Source organism: Bacillus pumilus, assembly GCF_003431975.1.
GTDB lineage: Bacteria > Bacillota > Bacilli > Bacillales > Bacillaceae > Bacillus > Bacillus pumilus_N.
Map to the genome: position 1 here is coordinate 1,551,869 of NZ_CP027116.1, position 18,108 is coordinate 1,569,976.

General features: G+C 43.3%; 18 protein-coding genes. 17 read left to right on the forward strand and 1 reads right to left on the reverse strand.

Annotation, left to right across the window (positions count from 1 at the left end):
- The first annotated feature begins 148 nt into the window (after positions 1–148).
- The 17 genes from C5695_RS07900 to spoVM all read left to right on the forward strand — a co-directional run bounded on the left by C5695_RS07900 (position 149) and on the right by spoVM (position 17,718).
- Complete coding sequence (locus C5695_RS07900) at positions 149–2,824, forward strand: calcium-translocating P-type ATPase, SERCA-type (RefSeq protein ID WP_117730256.1); 2,676 nt, start codon at positions 149–151, stop codon at positions 2,822–2,824.
- A gap of 83 nt (positions 2,825–2,907) precedes the next feature.
- Complete coding sequence (locus tag C5695_RS07905; protein WP_117730257.1) at positions 2,908–3,783, forward strand: YicC/YloC family endoribonuclease; 876 nt, start codon at positions 2,908–2,910, stop codon at positions 3,781–3,783.
- A 76-nt stretch (positions 3,784–3,859) separates the two neighbouring features.
- Positions 3,860–4,129 carry an extracellular matrix/biofilm regulator RemA gene (remA, locus tag C5695_RS07910; RefSeq protein ID WP_008344898.1) on the forward strand — a complete coding sequence of 90 codons (270 nt, stop codon included), beginning with the start codon at positions 3,860–3,862 and terminating at the stop codon, positions 4,127–4,129.
- 9 nt (positions 4,130–4,138) lie between these two features.
- The gene (gene gmk, locus C5695_RS07915) at positions 4,139–4,753 is read left to right on the forward strand and encodes a guanylate kinase (RefSeq protein ID WP_117730258.1); all 615 of its coding nucleotides are present in this window, start codon (positions 4,139–4,141) and stop codon (positions 4,751–4,753) included.
- Between the two features lie 3 nt (positions 4,754–4,756).
- The gene (gene rpoZ, locus C5695_RS07920; RefSeq protein ID WP_003211647.1) at positions 4,757–4,960 is read left to right on the forward strand and encodes a DNA-directed RNA polymerase subunit omega; all 204 of its coding nucleotides are present in this window, start codon (positions 4,757–4,759) and stop codon (positions 4,958–4,960) included.
- 116 nt (positions 4,961–5,076) lie between these two features.
- Positions 5,077–6,294: a bifunctional phosphopantothenoylcysteine decarboxylase/phosphopantothenate--cysteine ligase CoaBC gene (gene coaBC, locus C5695_RS07925; RefSeq protein ID WP_117730259.1), complete on the forward strand. Its 1,218-nt coding sequence runs from the start codon at positions 5,077–5,079 to the stop codon at positions 6,292–6,294.
- The gene (gene priA, locus C5695_RS07930; protein ID WP_233230845.1) at positions 6,288–8,699 is read left to right on the forward strand and encodes a primosomal protein N'; all 2,412 of its coding nucleotides are present in this window, start codon (positions 6,288–6,290) and stop codon (positions 8,697–8,699) included. The genes coaBC and priA overlap by 7 nt, the downstream gene beginning before the upstream one ends.
- Positions 8,700–8,714: 15 nt before the next feature.
- The gene (def, locus tag C5695_RS07935) at positions 8,715–9,197 is read left to right on the forward strand and encodes a peptide deformylase (RefSeq protein WP_117730261.1); all 483 of its coding nucleotides are present in this window, start codon (positions 8,715–8,717) and stop codon (positions 9,195–9,197) included.
- A 5-nt stretch (positions 9,198–9,202) separates the two neighbouring features.
- Positions 9,203–10,156, forward strand: coding sequence for a methionyl-tRNA formyltransferase (fmt, locus tag C5695_RS07940; RefSeq protein ID WP_117730262.1), 954 nt, complete (start codon positions 9,203–9,205; stop codon positions 10,154–10,156).
- Positions 10,143–11,486, forward strand: a complete 1,344-nt coding sequence (rsmB, locus tag C5695_RS07945; RefSeq protein ID WP_117730263.1) for a 16S rRNA (cytosine(967)-C(5))-methyltransferase RsmB — start codon at positions 10,143–10,145, stop codon at positions 11,484–11,486. Before fmt ends, rsmB begins: the two co-directional genes overlap by 14 nt.
- 3 nt (positions 11,487–11,489) lie before the next feature.
- On the forward strand, positions 11,490–12,572 hold the full coding sequence (rlmN, locus tag C5695_RS07950; protein ID WP_117730264.1) for a dual-specificity RNA methyltransferase RlmN: 1,083 nt from the start codon (positions 11,490–11,492) through the stop codon (positions 12,570–12,572).
- Positions 12,573–12,575: 3 nt separating this feature from the next.
- On the forward strand, positions 12,576–13,346 hold the full coding sequence (locus C5695_RS07955; protein ID WP_117730265.1) for a Stp1/IreP family PP2C-type Ser/Thr phosphatase: 771 nt from the start codon (positions 12,576–12,578) through the stop codon (positions 13,344–13,346).
- Positions 13,340–15,295 (forward strand): Stk1 family PASTA domain-containing Ser/Thr kinase, encoded by a 1,956-nt coding sequence (gene pknB / locus C5695_RS07960; protein WP_117730266.1) that lies wholly within the window; start codon positions 13,340–13,342, stop codon positions 15,293–15,295. The genes C5695_RS07955 and pknB overlap by 7 nt, the downstream gene beginning before the upstream one ends.
- A gap of 12 nt (positions 15,296–15,307) precedes the next feature.
- Positions 15,308–16,204, forward strand: a complete 897-nt coding sequence (gene rsgA, locus C5695_RS07965) for a ribosome small subunit-dependent GTPase A (RefSeq protein ID WP_117730267.1) — start codon at positions 15,308–15,310, stop codon at positions 16,202–16,204.
- A gap of 3 nt (positions 16,205–16,207) precedes the next feature.
- On the forward strand, positions 16,208–16,858 hold the full coding sequence (gene rpe, locus C5695_RS07970) for a ribulose-phosphate 3-epimerase (RefSeq protein ID WP_117730268.1): 651 nt from the start codon (positions 16,208–16,210) through the stop codon (positions 16,856–16,858).
- Between the two features lie 63 nt (positions 16,859–16,921).
- Positions 16,922–17,566 (forward strand): thiamine diphosphokinase, encoded by a 645-nt coding sequence (locus tag C5695_RS07975; RefSeq protein ID WP_117730269.1) that lies wholly within the window; start codon positions 16,922–16,924, stop codon positions 17,564–17,566.
- Positions 17,567–17,637: 71 nt separating this feature from the next.
- A complete protein-coding gene (gene spoVM / locus C5695_RS07980; RefSeq protein WP_008354550.1) occupies positions 17,638–17,718 on the forward strand; it encodes a stage V sporulation protein SpoVM in 81 nt (26 codons plus the stop codon).
- 69 nt (positions 17,719–17,787) lie between these two features.
- Here spoVM and rpmB read toward each other — a convergent pair whose 3' ends face one another.
- Positions 17,788–17,976: a 50S ribosomal protein L28 gene (rpmB, locus tag C5695_RS07985; protein WP_003212514.1), complete on the reverse strand. Its 189-nt coding sequence runs from the start codon at positions 17,974–17,976 to the stop codon at positions 17,788–17,790.
- Between the last annotated feature and the right edge of the window lie 132 nt (positions 17,977–18,108).

The window sequence follows — 18,108 nt, forward strand, 5'->3', positions numbered from 1 at the left end:
TCTTTCACACAAATCTACTGAAAGAACCTTCCGTTCCTCGTTCTTTAGGCAGTCTTATTATTATAGCATGATTTAGGACGAGTCTGAATAAACTGGCTTATAGAACACTGCATATGAGAGAGAACAAAAGAGGAGTGGACGAGGTCAAATGAATTGGCATGAACTGAACCAAACCGATTTATTAAAAACAATGAATACATCGATAGGTGACGGACTGTCAGAAGAAGATGTACAAAAACGACTTGAAAAACACGGGCCAAATGAATTGCAGGAAGGGAAAAAGGCGTCGGCTCTAATTATTTTTTTAGCGCAATTTAAAGACTTTATGGTGTTAATCTTGCTTGCGGCAACGATCATTTCTGCTTTTTTAGGTGAATACATTGATGCAGTCGCGATTGTAGCGATTGTTTTGATTAATGGAGTGCTCGGTTTTTATCAAGAACGCCGGGCAGAAAAATCTCTTCAAGCACTAAAAGAATTATCAACCCCGCATGTGTATGCTAGGAGGAATAATGAGTGGGTCAAGATTCCGTCTAAACACCTCGTTCCAGGGGATATTGTGAAATTTTCAAGTGGAGACCGGATTGGGGCAGACATTAGATTACTAGAAACAAAGAGTTTAGAGATTGAAGAATCTGCTCTCACTGGAGAATCCATCCCTGCGGTCAAACACGCAAGTCCGCTTTCACGTGACCATGTATCGCTTGGTGATTTGACGAACATGGCGTTTATGGGGACGCTTGTCACGAGGGGAAGCGGTGTAGGTGTCGTCATTGGTACAGGGATGAATACAGCGATGGGGCAAATTGCCGGCATGCTGGATGCGGCAGGGAATATGGAAACGCCGCTGCAAAGACGTCTCGAACAGCTTGGAAAGATTCTGATTGTTGCTGCTCTATTTTTAACTGTGCTCGTTGTGGTTCTTGGTGTTGTGCAAGGACATGATTTGTACCATATGTTCCTGGCGGGTGTATCTCTTGCCGTTGCTGCCATTCCAGAAGGACTTCCAGCAATCGTCACCGTCGCACTGTCTCTAGGGGTGCAGCGGATGATCAAGCAAAAATCGATCGTCAGAAAGCTCCCGGCGGTGGAAACGCTTGGCTGCGCGTCGATCATCTGCTCAGATAAAACAGGGACAATGACGCAAAATAAAATGACTGTCACACACGTATGGGCAGAGGGCAAAACGTGGAATATTTCTGGTACGGGCTATGAGCCATCTGGTGATTTCACCTTAAACGGAGAACTTGTCCATGTTGACAAACATTCAAGTCTGCAAAAGGTGTTATTATATGGTGCGCTTTGTAATACATCAACCATCGTTGAAAAAGATGGGGAGATGAGGCTTGATGGAGATCCTACAGAGGGGGCACTTCTCACCGCTGCACGTAAAGCGGGTTTTACTGAGCAATTCATTGAAGCTGGATTTCACGTCGTAGAGGAGTTTCCTTTTGATTCAGAAAGAAAGATGATGTCAGTCGTCGTCGAAACGAATCAAAAAGAGCGGTATGTCATTGCAAAAGGAGCGCCAGATGTCCTGATGAATCGTTCAAGTCATATCATGCACGGCGGCCGCACCGCTTCTTTTTCAACCACTCACAGGCAAGAAACAGAAGCTGCGATTCAAGGTTTAGCAAGACAGGCGCTGAGAACGATTGCCATTGCTTATAAAAAAGTCAGTCTGACAGAGAAAATCACCTCTGTCCAGCAGGCTGAAACTGATTTAACATTTATCGGGTTACAAGGCATGATCGATCCACCTCGTCCTGAAGTCAGACGAGCGATTAAAGAGTGCAGGGATGCTGGTATAAAAACGGTCATGATTACAGGCGATCACGTGGAAACAGCCAAAGCGATCGCAAAAGACTTAAGCCTTTTACCGAAGCAAGGAAAGGTACTCGACGGAAAAGCGTTAGATCACATGAGTGACAAAGAGCTTGAGCAAATGGCTGAAAATGTATATGTCTTTGCACGGGTCTCACCCGAGCATAAGCTGAGAATTGTGAAAGCCTATCAAAAAAATGGACATATTGTAGCGATGACAGGTGATGGGGTCAATGATGCGCCTGCAATTAAGCAAGCAGATATTGGCATCTCTATGGGCATCACTGGGACAGACGTAGCCAAAGAAGCATCTTCTCTTATTTTGCTTGATGACAACTTTGCTACCATTAAATCCGCCATAAAAGAAGGCCGGAATATTTATGAAAACATTCGGAAGTTCGTCCGGTATTTGCTGGCATCAAATGTGGGAGAAATTTTGGTGATGCTGTTCGCAATGCTTCTAGCCCTTCCGCTTCCTCTCGTTCCTATTCAAATTTTATGGGTCAACCTCGTCACAGATGGTCTCCCGGCGATGGCTCTTGGTATGGATAAGCCAGAAGGCGATGTCATGAAAAGGAAGCCGAGGAATATGAAAGAGGGTATTTTTGCAAGAGGCCTCGGCTGGAAGGTTATATCTAGAGGGTTTCTCATCGGGCTTGCGACCCTTTTAGCATTTGTGTTTGTCTATCACCGCGATCCGAACAACCTGCCATATGCGCAAACTGTTGCATTTAGTACGCTTGTGTTGGCGCAGCTCATTCATGTATTTGACTGCCGCAGTGAACGATCCATCTTCGAACGGAATCCATTTGGGAATCTCTATTTGATCGGTGCGGTTTTGTCATCACTTTTACTTATGTTCGTGGTTATTTATTATCCGCCGCTTCAGCCGATTTTCAAAACGGTGGCCATTGCACCAATCGATTGGCTGCTGATCATCGGAATGTCTGCACTGCCAACTTTTTTACTGGCAGGATCACTTTTGACAAGAAAAAAATAATTCGTTATGGTATAATTTTGAGGTAATAGTGTCTGCTATTACCTTTTTCATTTTATTAATATGAAAGAATTGGGTGTTTTGACATGATACGCAGTATGACGGGATTCGGCCAAGCGAGTAAAACGGATGGAGAACTGACAGTGTCAGTTGAGCTAAAATCGGTCAATCACCGTTTTAAAGAGGTTCATGCCCGTTTGCCGAGGCCGCTTTTATATTTCGAAGATTCATTAAAAAAAATCATTCTTCGTCACGTGCAGCGCGGTAGAATTGAGCTGTTTGTTACGATTGAAGGCGGTAAACTAGCAAGCCGGTCCTTGCAGATCGACTGGCCGCTGCTTGATGAATACATGAAAGCCGCAAAAGACCTTGAGGAGCGCTATCACATTTCAGGCATTCAGCATGCACATGATTTACTGAAGCTAGAACAGGCTGTTCAAGTAGAAGAGTCAGTCAGCCGAAATGAACAGTTAGAGCAATTACTGCTGGATGCTTGTGAAACTGCTGTTAAAGAGCTTTGCTTCATGAGAGAGCAGGAGGGGACGTCTCTTCAAAAAGACTGTGAACTGAGACTTTCTGAATTAGAGGCTTATACAGAAGAAATCAAAGTCTTTGCACCAGAGGTTGTGAAACAGTACAAAGACAGATTGAATCAGCGACTGCAAGAATGGATTGGTGAGGCGCTTGATGAAAGCAGACTGATAACAGAGGCTGCCATCTTTGCTGACCGCTGCGACATTACAGAAGAGATCACGAGATTGGAAAGTCATTTTCAGCAGTTCCAGCAAATCTTGATGCAAGGCGGTGCTGCCGGCCGAAAGCTGGATTTTCTTGTACAGGAGCTCAACCGTGAAGTGAACACCATTGGGTCAAAAGCAAACCATCACCATTTAACAAAGCTCGTGGTTGAAATGAAAAGTGCTATTGAAAAAATAAAAGAACAAGTGCAAAATATAGAATAGTCATTGTGTATGCTGTTTACAGTACGTCTCTTTCGGCGAGACTAGAGACGTTTATATTACAGGGGGACGTTAGAAGATGACCATAAAGTTGATCAATATCGGATTTGGAAACATCATTTCTGCGAATCGAATGATTTCGATTGTCAGTCCGGAATCAGCACCGATTAAACGAATGATACAAGACGCAAGAGATCGAGGCATGCTCATAGATGCTACATACGGGAGAAGAACCCGTGCTGTTGTCATTATGGACAGTGACCATGTCATCTTATCTGCCGTTCAGCCTGAGACTGTCGCGCAAAGACTTTCTGTAAAAGAAGAAATCATAGATGAAGGGCAGGGGTAATACGCCATTATGAAAGAAAGAGGACTTTTAATCGTTCTCTCTGGACCTTCGGGAGTTGGAAAAGGAACGGTCAGACAAGCTATTTTCTCCCAGGAAGATACGAAGTTTGAATACTCTATTTCTGTAACGACACGCAAACCGCGTGAAGGTGAAAGAAACGGTGTCGATTATTTCTTTAAATCCAGGGAAGAATTTGAACATATGATTGAAAACAAAAAGCTGTTAGAATGGGCAGAGTATGTTGGGAATTACTACGGCACGCCTGTTGACTATGTCGAACAGACATTAAGCGAAGGAAAAGATGTTTTCCTTGAAATCGAAGTGCAAGGTGCACTTCAAGTAAGAGAAGCATTCCCAGAAGGTCTTTTTATTTTCCTAGCACCGCCTAGTCTTTCAGAACTTCAAAACCGCATCATTACACGTGGTACAGAGTCTGAGGAGCTCATTCGCAATCGAATGGCCGCTGCAAAAGAAGAGATTGAAATGATGGATGCTTACGACTATGTCGTAGAAAACGATGATGTCGGGCTTGCTTGTGAAAGAATCAAAGCGATTGTCCTTGCAGAGCACCTGCGTAGAGACAGAGTCGCACCAAGATATAAAAAAATGCTGGGGGTAGAATAAACCATGTTAGATCCTTCAATTGACTCTTTGATGAATAAACTTGATTCAAAATATACACTTGTGACAGTGTCTGCACGTCGTGCACGTGAAATGCAGATCCACCAAGATCAGCAAATCGAAAACACAAAGTCTTACAAATTCGTAGGCAAAGCACTGGAAGAAATCGATGCCGGTCTTTTGACATTTGAAAAAGAGGATCAAGAATAACACATCGCTTCTGCTATGAGATACGATACGTTCAAAAAAGTCAAAACTATGATTGGTTTTGACTTTTTTGAATTGTAGACGAATTTGTGAAAAAGGCCGTTAAGGGGGACAAACAAATGTTACAGTCAAAAAATATTTTACTTGGTGTCAGTGGAGGAATCGCCGTATATAAAGCAGCTGCACTTACTAGTAAACTCGTACAAGCAGGCGCAAATGTAAGAGTGATTATGACGGAATCTGCCCGTGAGTTTGTGTCTCCGCTTACCTTCCAAGCTCTGTCTCGACACGAGGTGTATGTAGATACATTTAAAGAAAACAATCCAAAAGTCATTGCACATATTGACGTAGCTGACTGGGCCGATCTCATTCTTGTTGCCCCTGCAACAGCACATACGATTGGTAAAATGGCCGCAGGGCTTGCAGATGACATGCTCACGACGACCTTGCTTGCTTCAACAGCTCCTGTATGGATCGCACCAGCTATGAATGTGCATATGTATGATCACCCGGCTGTGAAGCGAAACATTCGCACCTTATACGAAGATGGCTACCGTTTTATTGAACCAAGTGAAGGTTATTTAGCCTGCGGCTACATTGGAAAAGGGCGGTTAGAGGAACCTGGAAAAATTGTGGAGCACATCCGTGCATTTTTTGCGGAGCCAAAAAGTTTACCGCTCGCAGGTAAAAAAGTTGTGGTGACAGCAGGTCCTACACGAGAAGTCATCGATCCTGTGCGTTTCTTTACAAATCGATCTTCAGGAAAAATGGGCTATGCGATTGCAGAGGCAGCTCAGCAAATGGGAGCTGATGTGACGCTTATTTCAGGACCTGTTTCTTTAACGGCGCCTGACCACGTACGTGTAGTGAACGTTGAATCGGCAGAGGATATGTATCAAGCTGCATTAGAAGTGTACGAGGAAGCGGACCTTGTCATTAAATCAGCAGCTGTTGCCGACTATACCCCTGTGACATCATATCCTCATAAATTGAAAAAACAGGACGGCGCTTTAGAGATTGAATTCACTCGGACAAAAGATATTTTAAAGGAGCTGGGAAATAGGAAAGAGCATCAAGTGCTTGTCGGTTTTGCAGCTGAAACGCAGGATGTAGAATTTTATGCGAAAAAGAAAATCGAATCCAAGCATTTAGATATGATTGTCGCTAACAATGTGACCAAAGAAGGTGCAGGTTTTGGCACAGATACAAATGTAGCAGTGATCATCAAAGCTGATGGAACAACAAAAGAGCTACCAATGATGAGCAAAAAAGACCTCGCTTTTGAAATTTTAAAGGAGGCAAAACAGCTGCTGCCAAAAGAGCGTGATCGATCATGATTGCTGAAGTCATCGTAGATGTCACAACAAAAGCCATTGACCGGCCATTCGATTACCGTGTACCAGATCGCTTCAAAGATCTTGTCAAAGCGGGAATGAGGGTGGTCGTTCCCTTTGGACCGAGGAAGATTCAAGGATTTGTGACAAAAGTCAAAGACGAAACAGACGTAAAGACAGGAAACATCAAGGACATTGTCGATTTATTTGATTTATCACCTGTTCTGACAGATGAGCTATTGGAGCTTTCCCACTGGCTGACGGAAAAAACATTGTCCTATCATATTACGGCCCTTCAATCGATGCTGCCTGCAGCCATGAAGGCAAAGTATGAAAAAGAAATTCAGGTGCTGTCAGTTGAAGAACTTCCGCAGTCATTGAAAGAGCTTTTCGGTCAGCGAGATAGCATTCTTTACGCTGACATCCCAGCTGAATATTTAAAACAAATTCAAAAGCATGTCCAAAAAGGTCATCTAGAAGTAAGGTACCACGTCTCTCAAAAATCGGGGAAGAAAAAGGTGCGCACACTCCAAGTAGCTGCATCGAAAGATATGCTTGAAGACAAACAGCAGCAGCTTAAGAAAAATGCAGTGAAACAAAAGGCGCTGCTCTCCTTTTTGCTCAAAGCGAGTGAGACGACCTTTTTAGCGAAAGATTTGCAGCAGCAAACAGGCGCGAGTTCTCAAACGCTTAAAAGCTTTATTCAGGAAGGGCTGCTTACAGAAAGCTATGAAGAAGTCTACCGGGATCCTTATCGTGACCGGGCGTTTACGCCATCTGCTTCACTTGAACTCATGCCGGAACAAGCAGAAGCGGCAACACATATTCATCAAGCAGTCAGTGAGGACCGGCATGAAACCTTTCTGCTTCACGGTGTGACAGGGAGCGGCAAAACAGAGATTTACTTGCAAACGATTGATCATGTTCTTCAAAAAGGAAAAGAAGCGATCGTGCTCGTTCCTGAAATCTCGTTAACCCCTCAAATGGTTCAGCGGTTTAAAGAACGATTTGGCTCAAATGTGGCTGTGCTTCACAGCGGTTTATCGACAGGGGAAAAATATGATGAATGGCGAAAAATCCACCGTAAGGAAGTTAAGCTTGTCGTGGGGGCGAGATCTGCTGTTTTCGCCCCATTTGAAAATCTAGGCATGGTTATCATAGATGAAGAGCATGAATCTTCTTATAAACAAGAAGAAATGCCTCGTTATCATGCCAAGGATGTCGCCATTGAACGCGCGAGAAGGCATCAATGCCCGGTCGTATTAGGCAGCGCAACGCCTTCGCTTGAAACCTATGCGCGTGCGAAAAAAGGTGTGTATACATTGCTCACGCTCAAGCACCGCGTCAACCAGCAGCAGCTGCCACACGTCTCGTTAATTGATATGAGAGAAGAATTGAGAAATGGCAATCGCTCCATGTTTTCAGAAGAATTAATGGGTCGATTAAAGGAAGTGCTTGAAAGAAAAGAACAAGCCGTCTTATTTCTGAATAAAAGGGGCTATTCATCCTTTGTGATGTGCCGTGATTGCGGATATGTGGAGCAATGTCCTCATTGTGAAATTTCTCTCACCTATCACCGCTATCAAAAACGGCTGAAATGTCATTATTGTGGTCACGAAGCACCTGTACCGACAGAATGTCCAGAATGCCATAGTGAGCACATTCGCTATTTTGGTACTGGTACTCAGCGTGTAGAAGAAGAGCTTACAAAGGTTTTGCCAGAGGCAAGAGTGATCCGAATGGATGTGGATACAACGTCTCGTAAAGGTGCTCACGAAAAGCTCCTCACGTCTTTTGGCAATAAAGAAGCAGACATTTTGCTCGGGACGCAGATGATAGCAAAAGGGCTGGATTTCCCAGATGTCACACTTGTTGGTGTACTTAGTGCGGATACATCCCTTCACATTCCTGATTTTCGTTCAAGTGAAAAAACATTTCAGCTTCTCACGCAGGTCAGCGGCAGGGCAGGGCGTCATGAAAAATCGGGCTCTGTCATCATTCAATCATATACGCCTTCTCACTATAGTATTGAATTAACAAAGCAGCATGACTACGAAGCCTTTTATGAACAGGAGATGCTGCATCGCCGTCACCAGTCCTATCCGCCGTATTACTTTTTGGCGATGGTGACAGTATCACATGAGGAAGTGACGAAGGCGGCACATGTCACTGATCAAATTGTCCAGTTCCTAAAAATGAACTGTGCACCGAATACAAGAATTCTTGGTCCGGCTGCATCACCAATCGCTAAGATCAAAGATAGATATCGCTATCAATGCGTGATAAAATACAAAAGGGAAAATGAACTGGCAAGTTTACTACGGAAAATACAAGATCATTATCAAAAGGAAATGGAACAAAAACAATTGATGATTTCAATAGATATGAATCCATATATGATGATGTAAAACGGAGGGCTTTAAGTGGCAGTAAAACCAATCGTCATACACCCAGCAGAAGTGCTTGAACAAAAGACAGAGCCTGTCGATACGTTCGATAAAAAGCTCAAAAAACTGCTTGATGATATGTATGATACAATGCTTGAGCTAGATGGGGTCGGACTGGCAGCACCGCAAATCGGCATTTCACAAAGAATTGCTGTTGTCGATATCGGCGAAGAATCTGGCAGAATTGATTTAGTGAATCCAGAGGTTCTTGAAGTAAACGGTAGTCAAACAGATATCGAAGGCTGCTTGAGCTTTCCATCTTTATACGGCACAGTAGAAAGACCGAGCTATGTGAAGGTAAAAGCCTTTGATAAGAAAGGCAAACCATTTACAATAGAAGCAGAAGGATTTTTAGCAAGAGCCTTATTGCACGAAATTGATCATTTAGATGGGATATTATTCACGTCTAAAATCATTCAAACGTATACAGAAAAAGAACTTGCGGAAATGGAAGGGTGAAGAAAATGGCACGTATTGTATTTATGGGAACCCCTGATTTCTCAGTACCTGTGCTGCAAACTCTCATAACAGAAGGATATGAAGTTGTCGGGGTTGTCACGCAGCCAGATCGCCCAAAAGGCAGAAAACGAGTACTCACGCCGCCTCCTGTAAAAGTGGAAGCCTTAAAGCACGGCATTCCTGTGTTGCAGCCTGAAAAGGTGCGTCTTGATGAGGAAATTGATAAAGTGCTTGCATTAAAACCTGATTTAATTGTCACGGCGGCATTTGGACAAATTTTGCCAAAACGATTACTTGATGAACCACAGTTTGGCTGTATCAACGTTCATGCCTCACTGCTGCCAGAACTAAGAGGAGGCGCGCCAATCCATTATGCGATCCTTCAAGGCAAAGAGAAAACAGGCGTCACCATCATGTACATGGTGGAACGACTCGATGCAGGTGACATGATTAGTAAAGTAGAAGTGGAAATTGATGAATTAGACAATGTCGGTACTTTGCATGACAAGTTAAGTGTAGCAGGAGCCGCATTATTGAAAGATACTGTGCCGAATGTGCTGAATGGATCTATTTCTCCGATTCCGCAAAACGAAGAAGCGGCCACGTACGCGCCCAATATAAAGCGAGAGCAGGAAAGATTAGACTGGACTAAGACCGGCGAAGAGCTTTACAACCAAGTTCGCGGCTTAAATCCATGGCCAGTTGCCTATACTGAATGGAACGGGGCTCATCTAAAAGTATGGGAAGCGAAAAAAGTTCCTCTTCAAACGCAAGAAGAACCTGGGAAAGTGATTGAGCTTCAAAAAGAAGGTCCCGTCATTGGGACTGGGAATAAGCAAGGCCTTTTATTAACAGGCGTACAGCCAGCTGGTAAGAAAAAAATGAGCGGCGAAGACTTCTTAAGAGGCGCAAATATCGAAATTGGACAGAAATTAGGGTTAATGAATGAAGAAAAGTAATGTGAGAGAAGTAGCGCTAGACGCTTTAATCAAACTCGAACAAAACCAAGCTTACAGTAATTTGCTTTTGCAGTCAGTCATGAAAGACAAAGACTTGGCAGATCAGGACAAACCGCTCTTAACAGAGCTTGTGTACGGTACAGTGCAAAATAAGCTTGCATTAGATTATATGCTGGCGCCATTTGTGAAAAAGCCGCAAAAGGTGGCTCCGTGGGTCATGCAGCTTTTGCGGATGTCTCTTTATCAAATGGTCTACCTTGAAAAGATTCCAGATCGTGCAGCCATCCATGAAGCAGTTGAGCTAACGAAAAAACGCGGGCACAAGGGCATTTCCTCACTTGTTAACGGTGTTCTTCGCTCCGTGCAAAGAGAAGGGGTTCCGGCTTTTGATGCCATCAAAGATCCGGTCAAACGGCTTTCAATCGAGACAAGCCATCCATTATGGCTCGTGCAGGAATGGGTTCAGGCGTACGGATTTGAAGCGGCAGAAAGCATGTGCCGCATTCATTTAGTTCCGCCAAAGCAAACCCTTCGTGTCAATCGAATGAAAACTGACCGCACGGCACTGCAGCAGGAACTGATGGATGCAGGAATTGAAACGGAGCTCGGCGATTTATCTGAAGATGCACTTAAATTGATGAAAGGGTCCATCGTTTCAACTCCTTCTTTTCAAGAAGGTTATGTGACCATTCAAGATGAGAGCTCAATGCTTGTCGCAAGAGCGCTCGACCCTCAGCCGGGAGAAACAGTGCTTGACGCCTGTGCGGCTCCAGGCGGAAAATCAACACATATCGCAGAGCGTATGAACGACGAAGGACAAATTGTTTCACTAGATTTACATGAACATAAAGTGAAACTAATCAAACAAGCAGCAAAACGTCTGAACCTTACTCAGATCGAGGCAAAAGCGCTTGATGCGAGGAAAGCAAAAGACGATTATAATGAAGCTTCATTTGACCGTATTCTCATTGATGCGCCGTGTTCTGGTTTTGGCGTCATTAGACGAAAACCAGATATGAAATATACGAAGTCTCCAGAAGACTCAGCTAGGCTTGCGGCTATTCAGCAGGCAATCTTAAAAGAAACAGCTCCGCTTTTAAAGCCGGGCGGAACCCTTGTATACAGTACATGTACAATGGATCCAACAGAAAATCAACAAGTGATTCATGCGTTTTTACAAGAACACCAAGACTTCGAACCCGATCTATCTCTTAATGAACGGCTGCCTGAGCAGGTTGCTCCGTTTGTTCAAAACGGAAGTGTACAAATTCTTCCGCATTATTTCGGAACAGATGGTTTCTTTATTTGCAGCATGAGAAAGAAGGGATAAAAAATGACAGAACAAAAAGTAAGAAAAGAACTAAAAACAGATATGCCGTCGATTTATTCATTTGAGCTTCACGAAATGAAAGAATGGTTAAAAGAACAAGGCGAAAAGCCTTTTCGCGCAGCTCAAATTTTTGAGTGGCTTTATGAGAAACGTGTGACATCCTTTGATGAAATGTCTAACCTTTCTAAGGATTTAAGAGACAAACTAAAAGATCAATTTGCAATCACGACATTAAAAACGGTCATCAAACAAACGTCTCAGGACGGGACGATCAAATTTTTATTTGAATTACATGATGGCTATACAATTGAAACAGTGCTCATGCGTCACGAATACGGCAACTCTGTCTGTGTGACAACACAGGTTGGCTGTAGAATTGGTTGTACATTCTGTGCATCCACACTTGGCGGTTTAAAACGAAACCTTGAAGCGGGAGAAATTGTTGCCCAAGTATTGAAAGTACAGCAGGCGCTTGATGAAACGGACGAGAGAGTCAGCTCTGTTGTCATCATGGGAATTGGCGAACCATTTGATAACTTTGAAGAAATGCTTGCCTTCCTAAAAATCATCAACCATGACAATGGCTTAAATATTGGTGCACGTCATATTACAGTTTCAACAAGCGGAATCATTCCAAAGATCTATCAATTCGCTGATGAGCAAATGCAAATCAATTTTGCTGTATCCTTGCACGCACCGAACACAGAGATCAGAAGCCGCCTCATGCCGATCAATAAGGCATATAAACTGCCAAAATTAATGGAAGCCATTGAATATTACATTCAAAAGACGGGTAGACGTGTCAGCTTTGAATACGGCCTGTTTGGCGGAGTAAATGATCAAGTTCATCATGCGGAAGAACTTGCAGACTTATTAAAAGGCATCAAGTGTCACGTAAACCTCATTCCGGTCAACTATGTACCAGAGAGAGATTATGTAAGAACACCTAGAGAACAAATCTTCCTATTTGAAAAAACGCTGAAAGAACGCGGCGTAAACGTAACGATTAGACGAGAGCAAGGCCATGACATTGATGCTGCTTGCGGTCAGCTAAGAGCGAAGGAGCGTCAGGAAGAGACGAGGTGACGAATGTTGATAAGGGCAGCCTTTCAAACCGATACAGGAAAAGTCCGTCAGCATAATGAAGATGATGCAGGTATTTTTGAAGTAAAAGAAGATACACTTCTCGCTGTTGTAGCAGACGGCATGGGAGGTCATCTTGCTGGTGATGTCGCCAGCAGGATGGCAGTCTCTTCTTTAAAAGAATACTGGGAAGAAACATCTTCAATTCCAGAAAAGCCAGCCGATCAAGAAAGCTGGTTAATCTCAAAAATTAGTGACATTAATGATCAAGTATATGAACATGCGAAAAACAATGAGGAGTGCCAAGGAATGGGGACGACCATTGTTTGTGCACTCGTTCATTTGCAAACGGTCACAATTGCCCACATTGGAGACAGCCGCTGCTACCTGCTAAGAGAAGGCACGTTGACTCAATTAACAGATGATCATTCACTTGTCAATGAACTGGTGAAAACAGGTGAAATTTCAAAAGCAGATGCAGAATATCACCCAAGGAAAAATGTGCTCACGAAAGCATTAGGAACAGATAAACATGTTCAAATTGATGCCCGCACCTTTGAAGTGGACCCAGGAGATCAAATCTTGCTTTGCTCAGATGGTCTATCGAATAAAGTAGAAGAAGAGAATTTGATTCATATTTTAACGCAAACGACCACACCAGATGAAAAAGTTACAGAGTTAATTCAAACAGCGAATGACAACGGCGGTGAAGATAACATTACAGCAGTATTGTTAGAAATCTCCTCGCAGCCAGAGGAGGGTGACAGCAAGTGTTGATCGGAAAAAGGATCAGCGGCCGTTATCAGATTCTTCGCGTCATAGGCGGAGGCGGAATGGCAAACGTCTATTTGGCGGAGGATATGATTTTAGATCGCGAAGTCGCGATTAAAATTTTGCGGTTTGACTTTGCAAGCGATGATGATTTTATTAGACGTTTCCGAAGGGAAGCGCAATCAGCTGCAAGTTTAGATCACTCAAATATTGTCAGCATCTACGATGTAGGAGAAGAAGATGACATCTATTATATTGTCATGGAATATGTCGAGGGGATGACGCTGAAAGAATACATACACGCAAACGGTCCGCTTCATCCGAAAGAAGCCGTACGCATCATGGAACAAGTCGTCGCGGCAATGGAAGAAGCCCATGCGAAACAGCTCGTCCACAGAGACATTAAGCCTCACAATATATTAATAGACAACATGGGGAACATCAAAGTCACTGATTTTGGGATTGCCATGGCACTCAGCTCCGCGACCATCACTCATACTAATTCTGTCCTAGGTTCTGTGCACTATTTGTCACCAGAACAAGCGCGCGGAGGTCTTGTGACAAAAAAGTCAGACATCTATTCGCTTGGGATTGTACTATATGAGCTCATCTCAGGGCGCATGCCATTTGAAGGGGAATCGGCTGTCAGTGTTGCACTGAAGCATTTGCAATCAGAGCCGCCGTCCGTGAGAAGGTGGAATCCTTCTGTTCCACAAAGTGTGGAAAACATCATTTTAAAGGCGATGGCCAAAGATCCATTTTATCGATATGAAGATGCGTCTGAAATGCAAAAAGACTTAAAAACCGCTTTTGACCCTGCAAGGCTAAAAGAAAAACGCTTCGTCATTGAAGAAGATCATGAAGCAACGAAAGCAATCCCCATCATTCAAGATCATCAAGTCGATCAAGACAATGAAAAAACTGCTGTCCATCCGGTTCAAAAACCGAAGAAAAAAGAGAAACAAAAGCCAAAGAAGAAACGAAAAAAATGGCCATGGATTGTGGCATCCATTTTATTTATTTTGACCGCTGCAACGATTCTAGCCATCACTGTGTTTCCAGGGCTCCTTTTTCCAAAGGATGTTGAGGTGACGGATGTATCTGGCATGACGATTGAAAAAGCAGAAGACACCTTGAAAAAAGCTGGGTTCACCGTCAGTTCGGAACCAATTGAGATCGCTGATGAGAAAATTGAAAAAGGGCTTGTCGTCAAAACAGACCCTAAAATCGGCACAAAGGTAAAAGAAGGAACAGAGATTCAGCTTTACGAAAGTACAGGCAAGGAAAAGACCGAATTACCTGATGTAACAGGCGAAAAAGTCGATCAAGCAAAAGAAATATTAGAGAAGAAAGGGTTTAAACAGGTCGTCGTGGAGGAAGTGAATGATAATGACACCGAATCTGGGATTGTCATGGAACAAAATCCTTCGGCGAATACAGAGCTCGTGGCAGCAGATGAAGAAGTCACGTTGACTGTCAGTATAGGTCCTGCCGATATTACATTACGCGATTTAACGACGTATAGTAAGCAGGCGGCATCGAATTATTTAGAGGATAATGGATTAAAGCTTGATGAAAAAGAAGCGCATTCTGACGATGTACCAAAAGGCGAAGTGATGAAGCAGGAGCCGGGAGCAGGGACTGCTGTTAAACCAGGTGATACGGTCAAGATCACATTCTCTCTTGGACCGAAGGAAAAACCGGCCAAAACGGTGACTGAAAAGATTGCCATCCCATACGAACCAGAAACGGAAGGGCAAGAGATGAATGTCCAAATTTCGATTGATGATGCGGAGCATAGCATTTCTGATTCATACGAAAGCTTTAAAATCACTGCGCCGACAGAACGGACCATTAAATTTAAGATTGAACCAGGTCAAAAAGGATATTATCAAGTGACGGTTGATGATAAAGTCGTCAGCTCGAAAACGATCGAATACCCTGATGATGAATAAAGGAGGGACTTTATGCCTGAGGGCAAAATTATTAAAGCATTAAGCGGGTTCTACTATGTGCTGGATGAGTCACAAGAAAGTGAAAAAGTGGTTCAATGCAGAGCGAGAGGGATCTTTCGAAAAAACAAAATTACACCTCTTGTTGGAGATTATGTTGTGTATCAAGCAGACAACGATAAAGAAGGCTATTTATTAGAAGTAAAAGAACGGACAAACGAGCTTGTTCGTCCGCCTATTAGTAACGTCGATCAAGCGGTGCTTGTTTTCTCAGCAACAGAACCAACCTTTAGCACATCACTTTTAGACAGATTTCTAGTGCTCGTTGAAGCCAATCAAATTGAGCCGATTATCTGCATCACGAAAATGGACTTATTGAAAACAGACCAAGAGCGTGAAAGCATCGAGGCATATGCAGACGACTATCGTCAAATTGGTTATGATGTTCATTTAACGTCTACGATTGAGGGAGACGGGATAGAAAAGCTGACCCCGCATTTTCACAATAAAATCACGGTATTTGCCGGTCAGTCTGGTGTAGGCAAATCCTCTCTTTTAAATGCGATGAGTCCGGAATTGGCACTGAAAACAAATGATATCTCCTCCCATCTCGGACGAGGAAAGCATACGACAAGGCATGTTGAGCTCATTCGCACAGCAGATGGACTAATTGCAGATACTCCAGGCTTTAGCTCGCTCGAATTTACTGGGATTGAAGCAGAGGATCTCGGTCTATACTTTTTAGACATTAGAGAGCGGAGTGCTGATTGTAAGTTTAGAGGCTGCCTGCACGTGAAAGAACCTGGCTGTGCGGTAAAAGATGCGGTCGAACATGATGAAATCAGAGAGTACCGCTATCAGCATTATTTAGAATTTTTAACTGAAATCAAAGACAGAAAGCCGAGGTACTAAATCATGGTTTATATTGCCCCTTCCATTTTATCAGCAGATTTTGCCAATTTGGAGAAGGATATACGTGATGTGGAGCAAGGCGGAGCCGATTACATTCATATCGATGTTATGGACGGTCATTTTGTGCCGAATATCACATTTGGGCCGAATGTCGTTGAAGCAATTAGGCCGCATACGCGTCTTCCGCTTGATGTTCACTTAATGATTGAGCAGCCAGACCGGTATATTCCTGCATTCGCAAAAGCAGGTGCTGACATTATTTCTGTCCATGTGGAGGCATGCCCTCACTTGCATCGAACAATACAGCACATCAAAGAACAAGGTGTAAAAGCAGGTATCGTCTTGAACCCGCACACACCCGTTTCCCACATTGAGCACGTATTAGAGGATGTGGACCTTGTGTTATTCATGACGGTGAATCCTGGTTTTGGCGGACAGGCATTTATTCCATCTGTCCTTACGAAGGTAAGAGAAGTGAAAACACTCAGTGAACAAAAGGGATTAACTGATTTACTGATAGAAATAGACGGCGGTGTCAATGAAGAGACTGCAAGAAGCTGTAAAGAGGCAGGCGCTAATTTACTTGTAGCGGGCTCAGCGGTATACGGTAAAGACAACCGTGCAGCAGCCATTCAGGCCATTCGAGAAGCGTAAGGAAAGGAAGAACCAAAGTCATTGTGATCTTTGGTTCTTTTTACATGGAGAGGAGCGTAAATCATGCACATACATATTGTAGCCGGCGGTCCTTTTGAATACATCCCGCCCCTTGGACATGAAGCGTCACAGGAAGATATTCTCTGGATCGGTGTAGACCGTGGAACCCTCTTCCTGCTAGAGCATGGCATTATCCCCGCCAAGGCCTTTGGTGATTTTGACAGTGTGACAGAAGAAGAGCTTCGTGAGCTAAAAGAGAAATTGCCTGCTTTAAATGTATTTCAGGCTGAAAAGGATGAAACCGATTTAGAGCTTGCGCTGAATTGGGCTTTAAGCCAGCATCCAGCGCATATTCACATCTATGGTATTACAGGAGGAAGGGCTGATCATTTTCTAGGAAATATCCATCTTCTTTACAAGGGTATTCAGCACAAGCAGGCCATTACACTTGTAGATAAACAAAATATCATACAAATGTTTGAACCTGGTACATACAAAATCAAAGAAGATCAGGATAAGAAATATGTGTCGTTTCTACCCTTTGGAACACCGGTTGAAAAGCTGACACTAAAAGGTTTCAAATATCCTCTGAAAAATTGTCATATTGAGCCTGGTTCCACACTATGTATTAGTAACGAACTCATCCACTCAAATGGTACTTTTTCTTTTCATGAAGGCATATTAATAATGGTAAGAAGCAAAGATTGACCAACCTATCAATGTGGATGGCTGATTAAGCTCAATTGTGCTGCAAGCGGTACTTTTAGGAGGGGGACAAAATGAAATTTTATACAATCAAACTGCCTAGATTTCTTGGCGGCATTGTCCGTGCGATGCTTGGTTCATTTAAGAAAGATTAATGAGTAATCTCCTTTATTTCCACATAAAAACGCCTGCTACAATTAACTGTAGCAGGCGTTTACTCTTGCTTATACACGCTCAACTTTACCAGATTTCAAAGCTCGAGCTGATACATATACTCTTTTAGGCTTACCGTCCACTAGAATACGAACTTTTTGAAGGTTCGCGCCCCATGTACGTTTTGTAGAGTTCATTGCGTGAGAACGGTTGTTCCCAGCTTTTGTTTTTCTGCCTGTAATAACGCATTTACGTGCCATTTGTTTCCCTCCTAACTGCGAAAACATCATCATATTCTTCATATACGTACTTAGAGATGCCTTAAGATACTTTAATAATTTACCACAGCTTCAAGGGGTTTGCAAGGATTGTTTGCTCCTCTTTCAAGAAAA